Origin of the sequence: Paraburkholderia sp. Ac-20347, from assembly GCF_017104805.1 — a bacterium.
In the GTDB taxonomy this organism is placed as follows: Bacteria; Pseudomonadota; Gammaproteobacteria; order Burkholderiales; family Burkholderiaceae; genus Paraburkholderia; species Paraburkholderia tropica.
The window spans coordinates 1-17331 of record NZ_JAAGPN010000050.1 but is presented as its reverse complement, the minus strand read 5'-3'; the positions used below and the strand labels follow the sequence as shown (position 1 = coordinate 17331).

The window sequence follows — 17331 nt, the reverse complement described above, 5'->3', positions numbered from 1 at the left end:
GTCGATCGGCGCTTGCGCCCGTGCGCGGTGCGCCGATCCCATCCCAATGGTTTGATCCGGTGAATCTCTGTCGCTTCGAACGAACGAATGCGGGGGAATCTGCGCCCTCAGGCCGCGCCGCGCAGCACGTCGGCCGACTGCGCGCGCTTCACGCCCGCCGCCTGCAACTGCTCCCACGCGGCGGCCAGCGAGCCGTTCAGGTCGATGGCGCGCGAGGCGTCTTCGATCAGCACGGTTTCGAAGCCCGCGGCGCGCGCATCGAGCGCGGACCACGCAACGCAATAGTCGGTCGCGAGGCCGCAGCAGTACACGCGTTTCGCGCCCGTATCGCGCAGATAGCCCGCGAGTCCGGTGGGCGTCGTGCGATCGGCTTCGAGAAACGCCGAGTAGCTGTCGACGTCCACGTGATGCCCCTTGCGGATAACCGCGCGCGCATGCGGCACGTCGAGATCGCGGTGCAGCGCCGCGCCTGGCGTGCCCTGCACGCAGTGCGTGGGCCACAGCACCTGCTCGCCGTACGGCAGCGCGACGGTCTCGAAGGGCTGGCGCCCCGCGTGATTCGCGGCAAACGACACGTGCGCTGCCGGGTGCCAGTCCTGCGTGAGCACCACATGCGCGAAGCCCTGCGCGAGCCGGTTGGCGACCGGGACGACTTCGTCGCCGTGCGCGACGGCCAGCGCCCCGCCCGGCATGAAATCGTATTGCAGGTCGATCAGCAGGAGCACGTCGTCTGCGCTTCTCATCGTGTTCGTCCGTTCTTGCTAGCGTTGATACGTCTGTTGAACCGTGTGCGGGCGTCGCTCAGTTGAACGCGCCGCCGTTCTCCGCGCGCTCGGCCAGCGACGACGCGATCTGCCAGGCGTCGCCGTTCGGCTGCTGCGCGTAGCGGCGAATCGAGCGCGCCACGTTGTAGAGACCGACGGTGTCGGCGTAGAGCATCGGGCCGCCGCGCCACAGCGGGAAGCCGTAGCCCGTGAGATAGACCATGTCGATGTCCGACGCCTTCGACGCAATGCCTTCTTCGAGAATCTTCGCGCCTTCGTTGACGAGCGCGTAGACCAGACGCTCGACGATTTCCTCGTCGCTGATCTTGCGGCGCTCGGCGCCCGCTTCCTTCGAGTACGCGACGATCATGTCGTCGACGAGCTTCGAGGGCAGCGCATTGCGTTCGCCCGCCTTGTAGTCGTACCAGCCCGCGCCGGTCTTCTGGCCGAAGCGCCCCGTTTCGCACAGACGGTCGGCGATCTTCGAGTACTTCATGTCCGGATGTTCCTGGTAACGACGCTTGCGGATCGCCCAGCCGATGTCGTTGCCCGCGAGGTCGCTCATGCGGAACGGACCCATCGCGAAGCCAAATTTCTCGATTGCGCGGTCGACCTGCGCGGGCAGCGCGCCTTCTTCGAGCATGTAGAGCGCCTGGCGCACGTACTGCTCGATCATGCGGTTGCCGATGAAGCCGTCGCACACGCCCGAGACCACGGCCGTCTTGCGGATCTTCTTCGCGACCTGCATGACGGTGGCCAGCACGTCCTTCGCGGTTTCCTTGCCGCGCACGACTTCGAGCAGCTTCATCACGTTGGCCGGGCTGAAGAAGTGCAGACCGACGACGTCCTGCGGACGCTTCGTGAAGGCCGCAATCTTGTCGACGTCCAGCGTCGAGGTGTTCGAGGCGAGAATGGCGCCCGGCTTCGCGACTTCGTCCAGACGCTTGAACACCTGCTCCTTCACGCCGAGTTCTTCGAACACCGCTTCGATGATGAGGTCGGCCTGCTTGAGGTCATCGTAGGACAGCGTCGGGCTGATCAGCGCCATGCGCGCGTCGAGCTTCTCCTGCGTGAGCTTGCCCTTCTTGACCTGCGCTTCGTAGTTCTTGCGGATCGTGGCGAGACCGCGATCGAGCGCTTCCTGCTTCGTTTCGAGCAGCGTGACCGGCACGCCCGCGTTCAGGAAGTTCATCGTGATGCCGCCGCCCATCGTGCCTGCGCCGATCACCGCGACTTTCTGGATGTCACGCGTGGGCGTGCTCGACGGCACATCGGGAATCTTGCTAGCGGCACGCTCGCCGAAGAACGCGTGACGCAGCGCGTGCGATTCCGGCGTCTGCACGAGTTCGACGAAACATTCGCGCTCGTAGGCGAGGCCCTTGTCGAAGCCCTCCTTCACGCCCGCGGCGATCGCATCGATGCACTTGACCGGCGCCGGATAATTCTTCGACATCGCGCCCACGGTGTTGCGCGAGAATTGCAGGAAGCCTTCAGCGTTCGGATGCTCGATCTTGCGATTGCGCACGAGCGGATGCGGACCTTGCTTGTCGGCGGCCTTGCGCGCGAACGCGACGGCTTCGTCGAGCAGATCGCCTTGCGCCATGGCGTCGAACAGGCCCGACTTCGCGAGCTTCTCGCTCGGCACCGGCGCACCGCTGACGATCATGTTCAGCGCGGCTTCGAGGCCGATCGCGCGCGGCAGACGCTGCGTGCCGCCCGCGCCGGGCAGAATGCCGAGCTTCACTTCGGGCAGCGCGATCTGCGCGCCGGGCGCCGCGATGCGATAGTGCGCGCCAAGCGCCAGTTCGAGGCCGCCGCCCATCGCCACGCTGTGGATCGCCGCGACCACCGGCTTCGCGCTCTTCTCCACTTCCTTGATGACGGTGTGGAGCGTGGGCTCCTGGGTGGCCTTCGGCGTGTTGAATTCGGTGATGTCGGCGCCGCCCGAAAACGCCTTGCCCGCGCCCGTGATGACGATGGCCGTGACCGCCGCGTCGGCGTTGGCGCGTGCGATGCCCTCGACGATGCCGGTGCGGGTCGCGTGACCCAGGCCGTTGACGGGCGGATTGTTGAGCGTGATGACGGCGACGCCGTCGCGAGTCGTGTAAATCACTGCCGCGTTGTCCACTACCATTTGCCTGCCTCCATGCTTGCGGGCCGCGTTGTGCGTCGCCGGCTTCATTGTCCGACATTCCCGGTCAGCAGGCAGAATACCGAAAAAAGAACGTTCGTTCCATTTTTTTCGATAACAAAGGCGTGAGGGTTTGTACCGACTGTCGTGCAGGTTTGGAAACAAGCGGCTCGGAGCGGACGAAAAGCGCACGGAAAGCGCATAAAAAAACGCGGCCCGCAGGCCGCGCCGAAGCAACGCTCGATACGTATCGAGCTAACCGTGAGGCGGGTCTAATCGGGCATCGCCGCCGCCCGCGTGCGCGTCAGTATTCACGTCGAGCGGCTCCATCGGACATTGCTCGCTCGCCGCCGCCACCGTGGGCAGCACGTGATCGCGAAACTGCTCGCGCAGCTTGAGCTTTTGCAGCTTGCCGGTGGCCGTGTGCGGCAGTTCGTCGACGAAAGCGACGTCGTCGGGCTGCCACCATTTCACGACCTTGCCGTCGAAATACGTGAGCAGTTCCTCGCGCGTGACCGCGGCGCCGGGCTTCTTCACCGCGACGATCAGCGGCCGTTCGGTCCAGCGCGGATGCGCGCAGGCAATGCACGCGGCCTCCGCAATCGCCGGATGCGAAACCGCGATGTTTTCCAGCTCGATCGAACTGATCCACTCGCCGCCCGACTTGATCACATCCTTGCTGCGGTCGGTGATGTGCAGGAAGCCGTCGGCGTCGATGGTCGCGACGTCGCCGGTCGGGAACCAGCCGTCGATCAGCGGCGTGCCGCCCTCCTGCCGGAAATAGCGGTCGATGACCCACGGCCCGCGCACGTGCAGGTCGCCGAACGCGACGCCATCCCACGGCAGCTCGCGGCCATCGTCGCCGACGATCTTCATATCGACGCCGAAAATCACGCGCCCCTGCTTTTCGAGCAGCGCGCGGCGCGCGTCCGGCGGACGCTGCGACTGCTCCCAATTGAGCTTCGCGAGCGTGCCGAGCGGCGACATCTCCGTCATGCCCCACGCGTGAATCACCTGCACGCCGTAGGTGTCTTCGTAAGTGCGCAGCATCGCGGGCGGACACGCCGAACCGCCGATCACCGTGCGCTGCAAGGTCGAGAACTTCACGCCCGCGTCGCGCATATACGTGAGCAGGCCGAGCCACACCGTCGGCACGCCCGCCGAACAGGTCACGCCCTCGGACTCCATCAACTCGTAGAGCGACTTGCCGTCGAGATCCTTGCCGGGCAGCACGAGCTTCGCGCCGTTCAGCGGCGCCGCGTGCGGAATGCCCCACGCGTTCACATGGAACATCGGCACGACGGGCAGGATCGCGTCGCGCGCCGAGAGCCCGATCGAATCGGGCAAGGACGCCGCGTACGCATGCAGCACCGACGAACGATGCGTATAAAGCGCGCCCTTAGGATTGCCGGTGGTGCCCGAGGTGTAGCAGAGATTCGACGCGCTGCGTTCGTCGAGCAAGGGCCAGTCGTACTGGCCGTCTTGCGCCGCGAGCAGCGTTTCATACGCGAGCACCGGCGTTTTCATCGCCGGAAGACAGGACGCGTCGCACAGCGCGATCCAGCCGCGCACGTTCGGACATTGCGGCGCGAGTGCGTCGACGAGCGGCGCGAACGTGAGGTCGAACATCACGTAGCGATCGTCGGCGTGATTGACGATCCAGGCGATCTGCTCGGGAAAGAGACGCGGATTGATCGTGTGGCACACGGCGCCGAAACCGGTCACGCCGAAATACGCTTCCATGTGCCGGTAGCCGTTCCAGGCCAGCGTGCCGACGCGCTCGCCGGGCTCGACGCCCAGCGCGATGAGCGCCTGCGCCAGCTGCTTCGCGCGCGTCTCGCAATCGCGGTAGGTATAGCGGTGCAGGTCGCCCTCGATGCGGCGCGAAACGATCTCGGTGCTGCCGTGATGACGCGCGGCATGCGCGATCAGCGACGACACGAGAAGCGGCACGTCCATCATGTGTCCCAGCAGCGGCGCGGTCATGCTCGTCGGTCTCCTCGGCTCGAATGCGATCATTCTCGTTATGGGATGGAGCGGGCTCGCCGGGTCCGGCGCGTGCGCGTGCAGGAGGCGTGCCGCACGACGGTGTCGACGGCATCGATGGCCTGTCCTGCACGCCGGCGGGCGCGGACTTACAATATCGGCTAATCCACAGGCGCTCAACATGTCGTTTTCACCAGGCCTTTCAGACTCGCAAGGCGGCACGTCCGCCCCCCAGGCGCCGCAAAGCGGCGCACTCGCCGACTTCGAACGCGCGCTCACCGCATCGCGCGACGACGCGTTCGCCGCGCTCGGCGCCACCTTCCACACGCGCCTGCCCGGCGCGCCGCTGCCCGCGCCCTACGTGGTCGGGTTCTCGGCGGAAACGGCCGCGCTGCTCGGGCTCGATCCGGGCGTCGTGAACGATCCGTCATTCGCGGCGTTTTTCTGCGGCAACTTCACGCGCGAACGCTCGCCCTCGGCGATGTCGTATGCGGCCGTGTATTCGGGGCATCAGTTCGGCGTATGGGCGGGCCAGCTCGGCGACGGCCGCGCACTGATGCTCGGCGAAGTCGAGCACGCGGGGCGGCGCTACGACGTCCAGCTCAAGGGCGCGGGCCGCACGCCCTACTCGCGCATGGGCGACGGCCGCGCGGTGCTGCGCTCGTCGATCCGCGAATATCTGTGTTCGGAAGCCATGCATCACCTCGGCATTCCGACCACGCGCGCGCTCGCCGTGATCGGCTCCGATCAAACCGTGCGCCGCGAGGAACTCGAAACGGCCGCGGTCGTCACGCGCGTCTCGCCGAGCTTCGTGCGCTTCGGCCACTTCGAGCACTTCTATTCGCAGGACAACGTCGAGGCGCTGCGCACGCTCGCCGATCACGTCATCGACCGTTTCTATCCGCAGCTGCGCGAAGCCGACGACCCGTATCTCGCGCTGCTCGATCAGGCCGTGCGCACCACGGCGGCGCTGATGGTCGAGTGGCAGGCCGTGGGCTTCTGCCACGGCGTGATGAATACCGACAACATGTCGATCCTCGGTCTCACGATCGACTACGGCCCGTTCGGTTTCATCGACGGCTTCGACGCGAATCACATCTGCAATCATTCGGATTCGCAGGGCCGTTACGCGTATCGCAATCAGCCGCAGATCGGCTACTGGAATCTCTTTTGCCTCGCGCAGGCGCTGTTGCCGCTGTTCGGCCCGCAGTACGACCAGAGCGACGAGAAAGCGCACACCGAGCGCTGCATCGCCGACGCACAACGCGTGCTCGAAGGCTTCAAGGGACATTTCGCGCCCGCGCTCGAAGCGCGCATGCGTGCGAAGCTCGGCCTCGAACACGCGCGCGAAGGCGACGATCAGCTCGCGAACCAGCTGTTCGAAATCATGCATGCGAATCGCGCCGACTTCACGCTGACGTTCCGCCATCTCTCGCGCGTTTCGAAGCACGACGCGAGCGGCGACACGAGCGTGCGCGACCTGTTCCTCGATCGCGCCGCGTTCGACGCGTGGGCCGTCACCTATCGCGCGCGTCTCGCGCACGAAACCCGCGACGACGCCGCGCGCGCCGCAGCGATGAACCGCGTCAATCCGAAGTTCGTGCTGCGCAATCACCTCGCGCAAACGGCGATCGAGCGCGCGGCGCAGAAGGATTTCAGCGAAGTCGAGCGGCTCGCGACGGTGCTCAGGCGTCCCTTCGACGAGCAGCCGGAATACGAAAGCTACGCGGCGCTGCCGCCCGACTGGGCGAGCTCGCTCGAAGTCAGTTGCTCTTCGTGAGCGCGCCCCCATCTAAGCGTCTCTTCCGCACTTCCCCTCGACAGGAACCCGACATGAGCCAGGACGACCACAACTCCGACGCCTACCCCGGCCACAAGTCCGACGCCGAATGGCGCGAGAAGCTCGACCCCACGCAATACCAGGTCACGCGCCACGCGGCCACCGAACGCGCCTTCACCGGCAAGTACTGGGACCACAACGAACGCGGCATCTACGACTGCGTCTGCTGTGGCACGCCGCTGTTCGAATCCGACACGAAATTCGACGCCGGCTGCGGCTGGCCGAGCTACTTCCGTCCGATCGACGGCGAGGTAATCGAGGAGCGCACGGACCGCACGCACGGCATGCTGCGCATCGAGGTGCGTTGCAAGAACTGCGGCGCGCATCTGGGCCACGTATTCGAAGATGGTCCGGCCCCGACCGGCCTGCGGTATTGCATCAATTCGGCTGCGTTACAATTCGAGCCCAAGTAAGCGAGGCGCCGCCTCGCGCGAGGGCGCAAACGCCCGCCGGCCCTGAGGCCGCGCGGGCGTCGCGCCCTCTTTTAGCGGCTCATAGAGCCAACTTCCAGGCCGATAATGAAATTTCTGTTTGATCTGTTCCCGATCATCCTGTTCTTCGTCGCCTTCAAGCTGTGGGGCATCTTCACGGCCACCGCCGTGGCCATCGCGGCGACGCTCGTGCAAATCGCCTGGGTCGCGTTTCGTCACCGCAAGGTCGACCCGATGCTGTGGCTGAGTCTGGGCATCGTCGTCGTGTTCGGCGGCGCCACGCTCATGCTGCACGACGAAACCTTCATCAAGTGGAAACCCACGGTGCTCTACTGGGCGTTCTCCATCGTGCTGCTGGTCTCGCAGGTCGCGTTCGGCAAGAACCTCATCGAAGCGATGATGGGCAAGCAGATCACGCTGCCCACGCGCATCTGGACGCAACTGAACTTCGTCTGGTCCGTCTTCTTCGCGCTGCTCGGCATCCTGAACCTGTTCGTCGCGTTCCACTTCTCGACCGACGCCTGGGTCGATTTCAAACTGTTCGGCGCGACCGGCATTCTGGTGGTGTTCATCGTCGGCCAGAGCCTGTGGCTGTCGCGTCACATGAAGGAAGAAGAATGAGCGACGAGTTCCTCAACGCCACGCCGGCAAAGCGCCTCGCGCTGATCGAAACGCGCGTCACCGCGGCGCTCGCGCCGGTCGATTCGATCGTCGTGCGCGACGACAGCGCACAGCACGCCGGTCACGCCGGTGCCTCGGCGGGCGGGCATTATCACGTCACGATCGTTGCGTCCGCATTCGCCGGGAAAGCCCGCGTGGCAAGGCACCGCATGGTGTATGATGCGCTGGCCGAAGCCATGCAGCGCGGCATCCATGCACTCGCGATCACGGCGCTCACGCCCGAAGAAGCCGCGGCGCTGCCCCGCTAAGCCCCACTTTATTTGGTTCGCCCTTTTGGTTCGCCCTGTTAGGACTTACAGATGACCTTGAAGAAAACCCGTCTCTGGGTGTTGCTGGCTGCGTTCGCTGCGGCTCCCGCTTTTGCGCAGAACATCGCCGTCGTGAACGGCACGCCGATTCCGAAGTCGCGCGCCGACGCGCTCGTCGCCCAGGTCGTGGCCCAAGGCCAGCAAGACACGCCGGATCTGCAAAAGGCCGTGCGCGAAGAGCTGATCAACCGCGAAGTGCTGATGCAGGAAGCGGCGCGTCTGGGCATTCCGAATCGTCCGGACGTGAAGGCGCAACTGGCGATGGCGCAGCAACAGGTCATCCTGCACGCCTGGATCGAGGACTTCCTCAAGACCAACCAGCCGACGGACGCCGACGTCAAGGCCATGTACGACAAGCTCACGCAAGGCGCGGGCGGCAAGGAATATCACCTGCATCACATCCTCGTCGACAACGAGCAGCAGGCCAAGGACCTGATCGCGAAGATCAAGGGCGGCGCGAGCTTCGAAGACCTCGCGAAGCAGTACTCGAAGGATCCGGGCTCGGCGAAGAATGGCGGCGACCTCGACTGGTCGGACCCGAAGGCCTACGTGCCTGAGTTCGCCGCGGCCGCCACGTCGCTGCAGAAAGGCCAGGTCACCGATACGCCGGTGCACACGCAGTTCGGCTGGCACATCATCCGCGTGGACGACATCCGCGCGATCGCCCCGCCGCCGCTCGAGCAGGTTCGCCCGCAGATCGTGCAACAGCTCCAGCAGGAAAAGCTGCTCGCATTCGAGAAGCAACTGCGCGCGCAAGCGAAGATCCAGTAAATCCGCACTGCGGTTTTGCTGTGGGAAAAACCCCGCGACCTTTCGAGGCGCGGGGTTTTTTTCATGCTGGCGGATTCAGTTCGTAGCTCGTGCTGCGCCCGCCGCTTTCGTTCTTGCGCAGCACGCCGCGCGCGACCAGATCGTTGATATCGCGCAGCGCGGTATCCGACGAGCACTTGGCCAGCGCGGCCCATTTGCTGCTGGTGAGCTTGCCGTCGAAACCGTCGAGCAGACGATTGACGACCTTGGCCTGGCGCTCGTTGAACGGCGCGTCCGCCCATTGACGCCAGAAGCGCGCCTTGACGAGCACCGAGTCGAGCGTGATCTGCGCGTGATCGACCGCGCGATGCAAGGTGTCGAGAAACCAGCGCAGCCACTCGGTCACATCCATGGAACGCCGCTGCGTGCGTTCGAGAATCTCGTAGTACGCCTTGCGCTCGCGCTGGATTTGCGCCGACAGACTGTAGAAGCGCTGCGGACTGCCATCCGCGCGCGCGAGCAGCAGATCGCCGATGGCGCGCGCGACGCGACCGTTGCCGTCGTCGAACGGATGCAGCGTGACGAACCAGAGATGGCCGAGTCCGGCCTTGATCAGCGGCGGCATCTGCGCGGGCGCGTTGACCCATGCGAGAAAACGCGCCAGCTCCGCTTCGAGACGCGGCGCGGGCGGCGCTTCGAAGTGCACATGCTGACGCCCGATCGGCCCCGACACGACCTGCATCGGACCGGTGGCATCGTCGCGCCAGGCGCCGACGCGAATCGGCGTGAGGCCCGCGTAACCGGTCGGAAACAACGCGGCGTGCCAGCCGAACAGGCGTTCGCGCGTGACCGGAAAACGGCTGGCGGCCGTCGCGTCGAGCACCATTTCCACGACGCCTTCCACATGCCAATCGACGGGCGCGAGCGCGCCGATGTCCACGCCCAGACGCCGCGCGATCGACGAGCGCACCGAGACCACGCTCAAACGCTCGCCCTCAATTTCGCTGGTCTTCAGCACGTCCTCAGTGAGCGCCGCGAGGCTCGCCTGGTCACGCAGACGTATGCCGACATCGGCGAGACGGCCCATCAGCACGCCCTGGGCGCGGCTCGCCTCGGCCATGGGCTCGGCGAGCGCCGCCATGTCGAAGCGCCACTCGGGCCAATCGCCGGCCTGCCAGATGTAGGTGTATTCGCCGCTATTCATGCGGCGATTATGGCGCGGAATCGCCGCACGCACAATTTATTCGCCGCACATTATGCGGTGAATAGACTCGCTATTCGCCGCACGCCCAAACAAAAACCCCGGTCACGCCCGCCGTGGCGGACCTGACCGGGGTTCCGGGATGCGAACGGGCTGGCGCTCAATCCCGCGTCAGCCAGCCCTCGTGCGCCTTAACCCACCCACTTGCGCGCGTTCTGGAACGCACGCTGCCACGGGCTCGCCTCGCCCCAGCTTTCCGGATGCCAGCTCATCGTCACGGTGCGCTGCACGCGTTCCGTGTGCGGCATCAGAACGGTGAAGCGGCCGTCGGCGGTCGTAACCGAGGTGATGCCTTGCGGCGAACCGTTCGGGTTGAACGGATAGCCCTCGGTCGCCTGACCGCGGTGATCGACGTAACGCATCGCCACCGCGACCTTCGAGATGTCGCCCTGCTGCGAGAAGTCCGCGAAACCTTCGCCGTGCGCGACCGCGACCGGAATGCGCGAGCCTTCCATGCCGTTGAAGAAGATCGACGGCGAGCTCTGCACTTCGACCAGCGAGAAACGCGCTTCGAACTGCTCCGACTTGTTGCGCGTGAACTTCGGCCAGGCTTCGGCGCCCGGAATCATCGAGGCGAGGCTCGACAGCATCTGGCAGCCGTTGCAGATACCGAGCGCAAACGTGTCCTGGCGCGCGAAGAAGGCCGCGAACATGTCCGCGAGCTGCGCGTTGAAACGGATCGTCTTGGCCCAGCCTTCGCCCGCGCCCAGCACGTCGCCGTACGAGAAGCCGCCGCAGGCCACCGCGCCCGCGAAATCGGCGAGCGTGGCGCGGCCTGCGAGCAGGTCGCTCATGTGGACGTCGTGCGCGTCGAAACCGGCGCGATCGAACGCGTAGGCGGTTTCAAGGTGCGAGTTCACGCCCTGCTCGCGCAGGATCGCGACGCGCGGACGCGCGCCCTTGCCGATGAACGGCGCGGCGACGTCTTCGGCCGGATCGAACGTGAGTTGCGGCTGCATGCCCGGATCGGCGGCGTCGAGCAGCGCGTCGTATTCGGCGTCGGCGCAGGCCGGGTTATCGCGCAGACGCGCGATGCGCCAGCTCACTTCGCTCCACACGCGCTGCAGCTCGGCGCGCGGCGCTTCGTAGATGCGCTTGGCGTCGCGATAGATCTCGATCGAGTCGCGGTTGTTGAGCGTGCCGATCACGTTCGAGCACACCGACAGGTTGTGCTCGCGCAGCACGGCCAGCACGGCGTCGCGCTGTGTCGCCGGCACCTGGATCACGGCGCCCAGTTCTTCCGAGAACAGCGCGCGCAGCGTGCGGTCGTCGCGGCGGCCGCTGGTCTGCTTCGCCCAGTCCTTGGCGTCGCCGAAGTCGGTGCCGTGCTCGCCGTCGAGCGTGAGCATGTCGACGTTCAGCGACACGCCCGTGTGACCCGCGAACGCCATTTCGCAGACCGTCGCCCACAGGCCGCCGTCCGAGCGGTCGTGGTACGCGAGCAGCTGGTCGTTCGCGTTGAGCTTCTGGATCGCGTTGAAGAACTGCTTGAGGTCTTCGGCGCTGTCGACGTCCGGCGCGGCGTCGCCGACCTGTTGCGTGACCTGCGCGAAAATCGAGCCGCCCATGCGGTTCTTGCCGCGGCCCAGATCGATCGCGATCAGGACCGACTCGCCCGCTTCGTCGACACGGCGCAGTTGCGGCGTGAGGTGACGGCGCACGTCCTCGACCGGCGCGAACGCCGAGATGATCAGCGAAACCGGCGCGACCACTTCCTTCGCCACGCCTTCGTCGTTCCACTTCGTGCGCATCGAGAGCGAATCCTTGCCCACCGGAATGCCGATGCCGAGCGCCGGGCACAGTTCCATGCCGATCGCCTTGACCGTGTCGTAGAGCGCGGCGTCTTCGCCCGGCGCGCCGCACGCGGCCATCCAGTTCGCCGACAGCTTGAGCTTGTCGAGCGACGCGATCGGCGCGCTGGCGATGTTCGTGACGGCCTCGCCGATGGCCATGCGGCCCGACGCGGGCGCGTCGATCACGGCGAGCGGCGTGCGCTCGCCCATCGTCATCGCTTCGCCCTTGTAGCCGGCGTAGTCGAGCGTGGTGATCGCGCAGTCGGCGACCGGCACCTGCCACGGGCCGACCATCTGGTCGCGCACGTTGGTGCCGCCCACCGAGCGGTCGCCGATGGTGATCAGGAACGACTTGCTGCCGACGGTCGGATGGCGCAGCACGCTCTTCGCGACTTCGTCGAGCGCAATGCCCGTGACGTCGACCGGCACGAGCGGCGTGCTCGCGTGCTCGACGTTGCGGTGCATGCGCGGCGGCTTGCCGAGCAGGATGTCCATCGGCATGTCGACGGGCTGATGGCCGCCGTTCGCGGCGAGCGCCTGCTCGTCGGCATCGATCAGCTTCAGTTCGCGCTCGGCCGTCGCCACGCCCACCACGGCGAACGGGCAGCGCTCGCGCGCGCAGATCGCTTCGAAGTTCGGCAGATCGGCGGGCGAAATCGCCAGAACGTAACGTTCCTGCGATTCGTTCGACCAGATTTCGCGCGGCGAGAGGCCCGATTCTTCGAGCTGAACCTTGCGCAGTTCGAAGCGCGCGCCTTTATCCGCGCCGTCGACGAGTTCCGGGAACGCGTTCGACAGACCGCCCGCGCCCACGTCGTGAATGCTCAGGATCGGATTGTGTTCGCCGAGCTGCCAGCAGGAGTTGATGACTTCCTGCGCGCGGCGCTCGATTTCCGGGTTGCCGCGCTGGACCGAGTCGAAGTCGAGTTCGGCGGTGTTCGTGCCGGTCGCCATCGAGCTGGCCGCGCCGCCGCCCATGCCGATGCGCATGCCGGGGCCGCCGATCTGGATCAGCAGCGAGCCCGCGGGCAGATCGTGCTTGTGCGTGTGCTGGTCGCTGATGTTGCCGATGCCGCCCGCGATCATGATCGGCTTGTGATAGCCGCGCACGGTGCCCGCGACGTTCTGCTCGTAGACGCGGAAGTAGCCGCCGAGGTTCGGACGGCCGAATTCGTTGTTGAACGCGGCGCCGCCGAGCGGGCCGTCGATCATGATCTGCAGCGGCGAGGCGATGCGGTCCGGGCGGCCGTAAACCGCATCGGCGCCCTGCGCGTCGGCCGGATTGCGGTGCGTGAGCGGCGTGGCGGCGTCGCGGGCGTTTTCCCACGTTTCGCGCGCTTCGGGCAGATCGAGGTTCGACACCGTGAAGCCCGTGAGGCCGGCCTTCGGACGCGCGCCGCGGCCCGTTGCGCCTTCATCGCGGATTTCGCCGCCCGAACCCGTGGCCGCGCCGGCGAAGGGCGAGATCGCGGTCGGGTGGTTGTGCGTCTCCACCTTCATCAGCGTGTGCGTGAGTTCGGTGTGGCGGCCGTACTGCTCGCCCGGCGCGCCGTCCGCGCCGGTCTTGCGCGGGAACCAGCGCTCGGCCACCGCGCCTTCCATGATCGACGAGTTGTCCGAGTACGCGACGATCGTGCCCTGCGGGCTGATCTTCTCGGTGTTGCGGATCATCGCGAACAGCGACAGATCCTGCTCCTGGCCGTCGATCGTCCAGCTCGCGTTGAAGATCTTGTGGCGGCAGTGCTCGCTGTTGGCTTGCGCGAACATCATCAGTTCGACGTCGGTCGGGTTGCGGCACAGCTTCGTGAAGTTCTCGACGAGGTAGTCGATTTCGTCGTCGGCGAGCGCGAGGCCCAGTTCGCCGTTCGCCGTTTCCAGCGCCTTGCGGCCGTGGCCGAGCACGTCGACGGTCTGCATCGGGCGCGCCGGCAGTTCGTCGAACAGATGCAGCGCCTGGTCGCGCGAGGCCGCGACGTTCTCGGTCATGCGGTCGTGCAGCGCCGCAGCGACGGCCGCGTGCGCTTCGTCCGACAGCGTTTTCTTGCCGCCGAGCAGGCCGCTCTTGAGAATCACCGTGTACTCGACGGCGCGCTCGATGCGGCGCACGTGTTCGAGGCCGCAGTGATGCGCGATGTCGGTGGCCTTGCTCGCCCACGGCGACACCGTGCCGAACCGCGGCACGACGAGGAACGTCACCGTGCTGCCGCGCTCCTGCGGGGCCGCGAACGGCTCGCCGTAGTGCATCAGCGCTTCGATCTTCGCGCTGTCGTCAGCGGAAAGCGGCGTGGCCGAGTTGACGAAATGCAGGAACTGGCCGCGCACGCCGACGATGTTGGCATCGATACGCTGAAGCGTCTCGAGCAGGCGGGTCTGACGGAAGTCGGAGAGGGCCGAAGCACCGGGGAAACACGAGAAGTGGGCCATGGACTGGGGCGTTGCGTCGAGGTTACGTCGCGCCTGGCCTCGCACGGGTGCGTCGCGGGGGGGCGATGCGTCGCGCGCAGGCGACGACGTCGGGCCGACGTCGGGCGATGAAAGGAGACCGCGATTATAACCCGGAAGACCCCGTCCGACCGCCCCCGAGGCCGATCCGCACGCATCCCGAGGCGCACGCCCGTGCGTGTTTTCACGATGCCGCCGCGGCAGACGGCGGCGCGGCGTCCGGTGCGGCCGCTTTTTTCGCGATACGGGATGACGCAGCGGCAGCCAGCGTGCGGGCGCGGACGACGGCGAACGGGCAACAAACTGGCCCGCCGGACCAGCCGCGCCGCCCGCGCCCGCACGCCTTGCGGCCCGCAATCGATGCGCGCGCCACCTTGCGCCGGGCGGATCAAGCGGCGCACGCGCATGGCGAGCCGGGCGATTTCGCTGCTATGATTGCGCGTTTCACCGATCGGCGCGCAGCTTGCGCGCCGCATGCCACACCCCTTCGGCAAGGCGCCCTCGCCCGACGGCACGCCGCCTGCCAGCAGATCGAATCGTCATGGATGTCATCGTCATTGGCGGCGGAATCGCCGGCGTCGCCACCGCCTACCAGCTGCGCGCGGCGGGCCATCGCGTCTGCGTGGTCGAGCGCCACGCCACTGTTGCGCAAGGCGCGACCTACGGTCATAGCGGCATCGTGCTGCCGACCCCGCTCGACGTCTGGTTCGGCCCCACCTTCCTGCGCAACGGCCGGCAGTCCTCGGGCGGCGTGATCTGCAAGACCGGATTCACCGGTCAGGCGCGCGCCTTCGTCAAACGCCTCGCCACGCTGCACGGCTCGGAAGCCTTCGAGGCGCGCTACGCGCTGCTGCGTCCGCTGATCGAATCGGCGCAAAGCGTGCTGGAAGACGCCGAAGGCCGCTTCCAGCTCGAGTACGAACAGCGCGAAGGCCTGCTCTATCTCGTGCGCGGCAGCGATGAATGGTCGCTCACGCAGCCCGCGCTCGAACTGCTGCGCCGTTTCGAGACGCCGCATCACGTGCTCACGCCGCACGAGTGCGTGGCCGCCGAACACACCATTCCCGCCGATCCGCCGTTCGCGGGCGCCGTGCGCTTCGATCAGGGCCGGGTGGCGAACTGCCCGCTCTTCGTCAAGCAGCTCAAGCAGGTGCTCGATACGCTCGGCGGCGTGCAGTTCCAGACCGGACGCGAAGTGAGCGCGGTGCGCATCGAGAGCCAGCGTGCGGCCGTCGAACTCGCGCCGCGTCCCGACGACGCCTCGCGCACGCGCGAAGTCGAAGTGATTTCCGCCGATGCCGTGGTCGTCGCAGCCGGCGCGCAGACCGTGAATCTGCTCGCGCCGCTGGGCATCAAGCTGCCGGTTTATCCGCTGCGCATGCACACGCTGAATTCGCCGGTTGCGCACGAGGAATGCGTGCCGCATTCGACGCTGATCGACGCCGCGCGCCGCATCGCCATCACGCGCATGAACCACCGCCTGCGCATTTCGGGCGGCGCGGTGCTCCAGCACGCCAAGCAGCTCGACGAGCCGCTGCCCGAATCGCTCACCGAGGAAGCGCTCGCGCTGCTCGGCGAGGCTTCGCGCGACTGGGCGCCGGGCGCCGCGCGCATTTCCGCCGCGCTCGCGTGGGAAGGCATGAAGCTGCTGTCGGCCGACGGCTTGCCGCTGGTCGGCAGCGTGGGCAACCCGCGCCTATACGTCAACGCGGCGCACGGCCCGGCGGGCTGGGCGCTCGCACTCGGCTCCGCGCGCCTGATCGCTCAGCAGATCTCCAACACGCGCCCCGACCTGCCCGCCGAGACGATCGAGGCGCTCTGGCCTGGGCGTAGCTAGGCGTCGGCTGGGCGATCCGGTCGGCGCTTTGCCGTGATTCCGGGCGCGTCCGATTCAGGGCGCACCTGACTTCCCTCCTGCTTGATCTCCCGCGCGACAAAGGCGAGCGCGCACGCCAAGCGCTGACGGCTCGGGTATCGTTGCGATATCGATGCCTACACCGCACGCGCCGCCGGGCCATCCGGCGACGCTCGCCACCATGACCGCCGCTTCTCTAGCCGCTTCTTCAGCCGCTTCCACCGCCACGCTCCTCAATCCGCACGACCGCGCCGTGCCGCTCCTCACCGTCGCGCAACTGCGCGTGAGCGAGACCGCCGCGCAGTCCGCCGTGCCCGCGCACACGCTGATGGCGCGCGCGGGGGCCGCAGCGGCCCACTTCCTGCTCGAACAGATCGCCCACGCGCCCGCGCCGCTCGGTGCGCAGCCCGTGTGGATCGTCGCGGGCCCGGGCAACAACGGCGGCGATGCGCCCGTCGTCGCGCGCAGCTCAAGCGCGCCGGTATCGTGGTCGAAGTCTGCATGCCCGTGGAAGTGAAGCCCGCCGACGCACGCTGGGCGCTGGGCGTCGCGCGCGACGCCGGCGTGAAGATCGTCGATGCGCCCCCCGCGTCGTTCGACGCCTGGGGCTGGCTCGTCGACGGCATGTTCGGCATTGGGCTCGCGCGCGCGCTCGACGGCGTCTTCGCCGATCTCGCCGCACGGCTCACGGCGCGCGCCCGGCAACGCGGGCACGTTCTTGCGCTCGATGTGCCGAGCGGTCTCGACAGCGACACCGGCAACGTGGTCGGCGGCGGCCCAGCCGTGCGCGCGACCCACACCGTGACATTCATCGCCGCGAAACCCGGGCTCTTTACCGGCGCGGGCCGCGATTACGCGGGCACCGTCAGCGTGGCGCCGATCGGGCTGACCGACGGCATCGACCTCAGCATCGACACGACGCCTCAAGCGCCTACGCCCGCCGACGCGCCTGCGCGCCTCAACGCCCCCGCGCTTTTCGCCGATGCCCTGCCCGCGCGCGACAACGCTACGCACAAAGGCACCTTCGGCACGCTCGCGGTGATCGGCGGCGACACCGGCATGTGCGGCGCGCCGATCCTCGCCGCGCGC

The 17331-nt window shown here is 67.1% G+C and carries 11 protein-coding genes and 1 pseudogene; 7 read left to right on the top strand and 5 right to left on the bottom strand.

The genetic code is table 11. The features are described 5' to 3' along the window. Window positions 1-107: 107 nt before the first annotated feature. The 3 genes from pncA to G3N97_RS12510 all read right to left on the bottom strand — a co-directional run bounded on the left by pncA (window position 108) and on the right by G3N97_RS12510 (window position 4881). Window positions 108-743, bottom strand: coding sequence for a bifunctional nicotinamidase/pyrazinamidase (pncA, locus tag G3N97_RS12520; protein ID WP_074984163.1), 636 nt, complete (start codon window positions 741-743; stop codon window positions 108-110). A 58-nt stretch (window positions 744-801) separates the two neighbouring features. Further along, the gene (locus tag G3N97_RS12515) at window positions 802-2898 is read right to left on the bottom strand and encodes a 3-hydroxyacyl-CoA dehydrogenase NAD-binding domain-containing protein (protein WP_205993493.1); all 2097 of its coding nucleotides are present in this window, start codon (window positions 2896-2898) and stop codon (window positions 802-804) included. A 252-nt stretch (window positions 2899-3150) separates the two neighbouring features. Then, the gene (locus G3N97_RS12510; RefSeq protein WP_205993492.1) at window positions 3151-4881 is read right to left on the bottom strand and encodes a 3-(methylthio)propionyl-CoA ligase; all 1731 of its coding nucleotides are present in this window, start codon (window positions 4879-4881) and stop codon (window positions 3151-3153) included. Between the two features lie 181 nt (window positions 4882-5062). On the opposite strand from G3N97_RS12510, the gene G3N97_RS12505 reads away from it, so the two are divergent. The 5 genes from G3N97_RS12505 to G3N97_RS12485 all read left to right on the top strand — a co-directional run bounded on the left by G3N97_RS12505 (window position 5063) and on the right by G3N97_RS12485 (window position 8912). Next, window positions 5063-6661 carry a protein adenylyltransferase SelO gene (locus G3N97_RS12505; RefSeq protein WP_241030550.1) on the top strand — a complete coding sequence of 533 codons (1599 nt, stop codon included), beginning with the start codon at window positions 5063-5065 and terminating at the stop codon, window positions 6659-6661. Window positions 6662-6714: 53 nt separating this feature from the next. Continuing rightward, the gene (msrB, locus tag G3N97_RS12500) at window positions 6715-7134 is read left to right on the top strand and encodes a peptide-methionine (R)-S-oxide reductase MsrB (RefSeq protein WP_065065539.1); all 420 of its coding nucleotides are present in this window, start codon (window positions 6715-6717) and stop codon (window positions 7132-7134) included. Between the two features lie 105 nt (window positions 7135-7239). Next, window positions 7240-7773 carry a septation protein A gene (locus tag G3N97_RS12495; RefSeq protein WP_065065540.1) on the top strand — a complete coding sequence of 178 codons (534 nt, stop codon included), beginning with the start codon at window positions 7240-7242 and terminating at the stop codon, window positions 7771-7773. Continuing rightward, the gene (locus G3N97_RS12490) at window positions 7770-8081 is read left to right on the top strand and encodes a BolA family protein (RefSeq protein WP_205993490.1); all 312 of its coding nucleotides are present in this window, start codon (window positions 7770-7772) and stop codon (window positions 8079-8081) included. Before G3N97_RS12495 ends, G3N97_RS12490 begins: the two co-directional genes overlap by 4 nt. A gap of 51 nt (window positions 8082-8132) precedes the next feature. Further along, the gene (locus tag G3N97_RS12485) at window positions 8133-8912 is read left to right on the top strand and encodes a peptidylprolyl isomerase (protein WP_065065542.1); all 780 of its coding nucleotides are present in this window, start codon (window positions 8133-8135) and stop codon (window positions 8910-8912) included. 61 nt (window positions 8913-8973) lie between these two features. Here G3N97_RS12485 and G3N97_RS12480 read toward each other — a convergent pair whose 3' ends face one another. Then, on the bottom strand, window positions 8974-10095 hold the full coding sequence (locus G3N97_RS12480; protein WP_205993489.1) for a Fic family protein: 1122 nt from the start codon (window positions 10093-10095) through the stop codon (window positions 8974-8976). Window positions 10096-10283: 188 nt separating this feature from the next. Then, window positions 10284-14369 (bottom strand): phosphoribosylformylglycinamidine synthase, encoded by a 4086-nt coding sequence (gene purL, locus G3N97_RS12475; RefSeq protein WP_205993488.1) that lies wholly within the window; start codon window positions 14367-14369, stop codon window positions 10284-10286. A 559-nt stretch (window positions 14370-14928) separates the two neighbouring features. On the opposite strand from purL, the gene G3N97_RS12470 reads away from it, so the two are divergent. Both G3N97_RS12470 and G3N97_RS12465 read left to right on the top strand, forming a co-directional pair. After that, window positions 14929-16224 carry an FAD-dependent oxidoreductase gene (locus tag G3N97_RS12470; RefSeq protein ID WP_110329015.1) on the top strand — a complete coding sequence of 432 codons (1296 nt, stop codon included), beginning with the start codon at window positions 14929-14931 and terminating at the stop codon, window positions 16222-16224. Window positions 16225-16423: 199 nt separating this feature from the next. Continuing rightward, window positions 16424-17331 (top strand): annotated as a pseudogene (locus tag G3N97_RS12465) (NAD(P)H-hydrate epimerase); the annotation flags it as partial.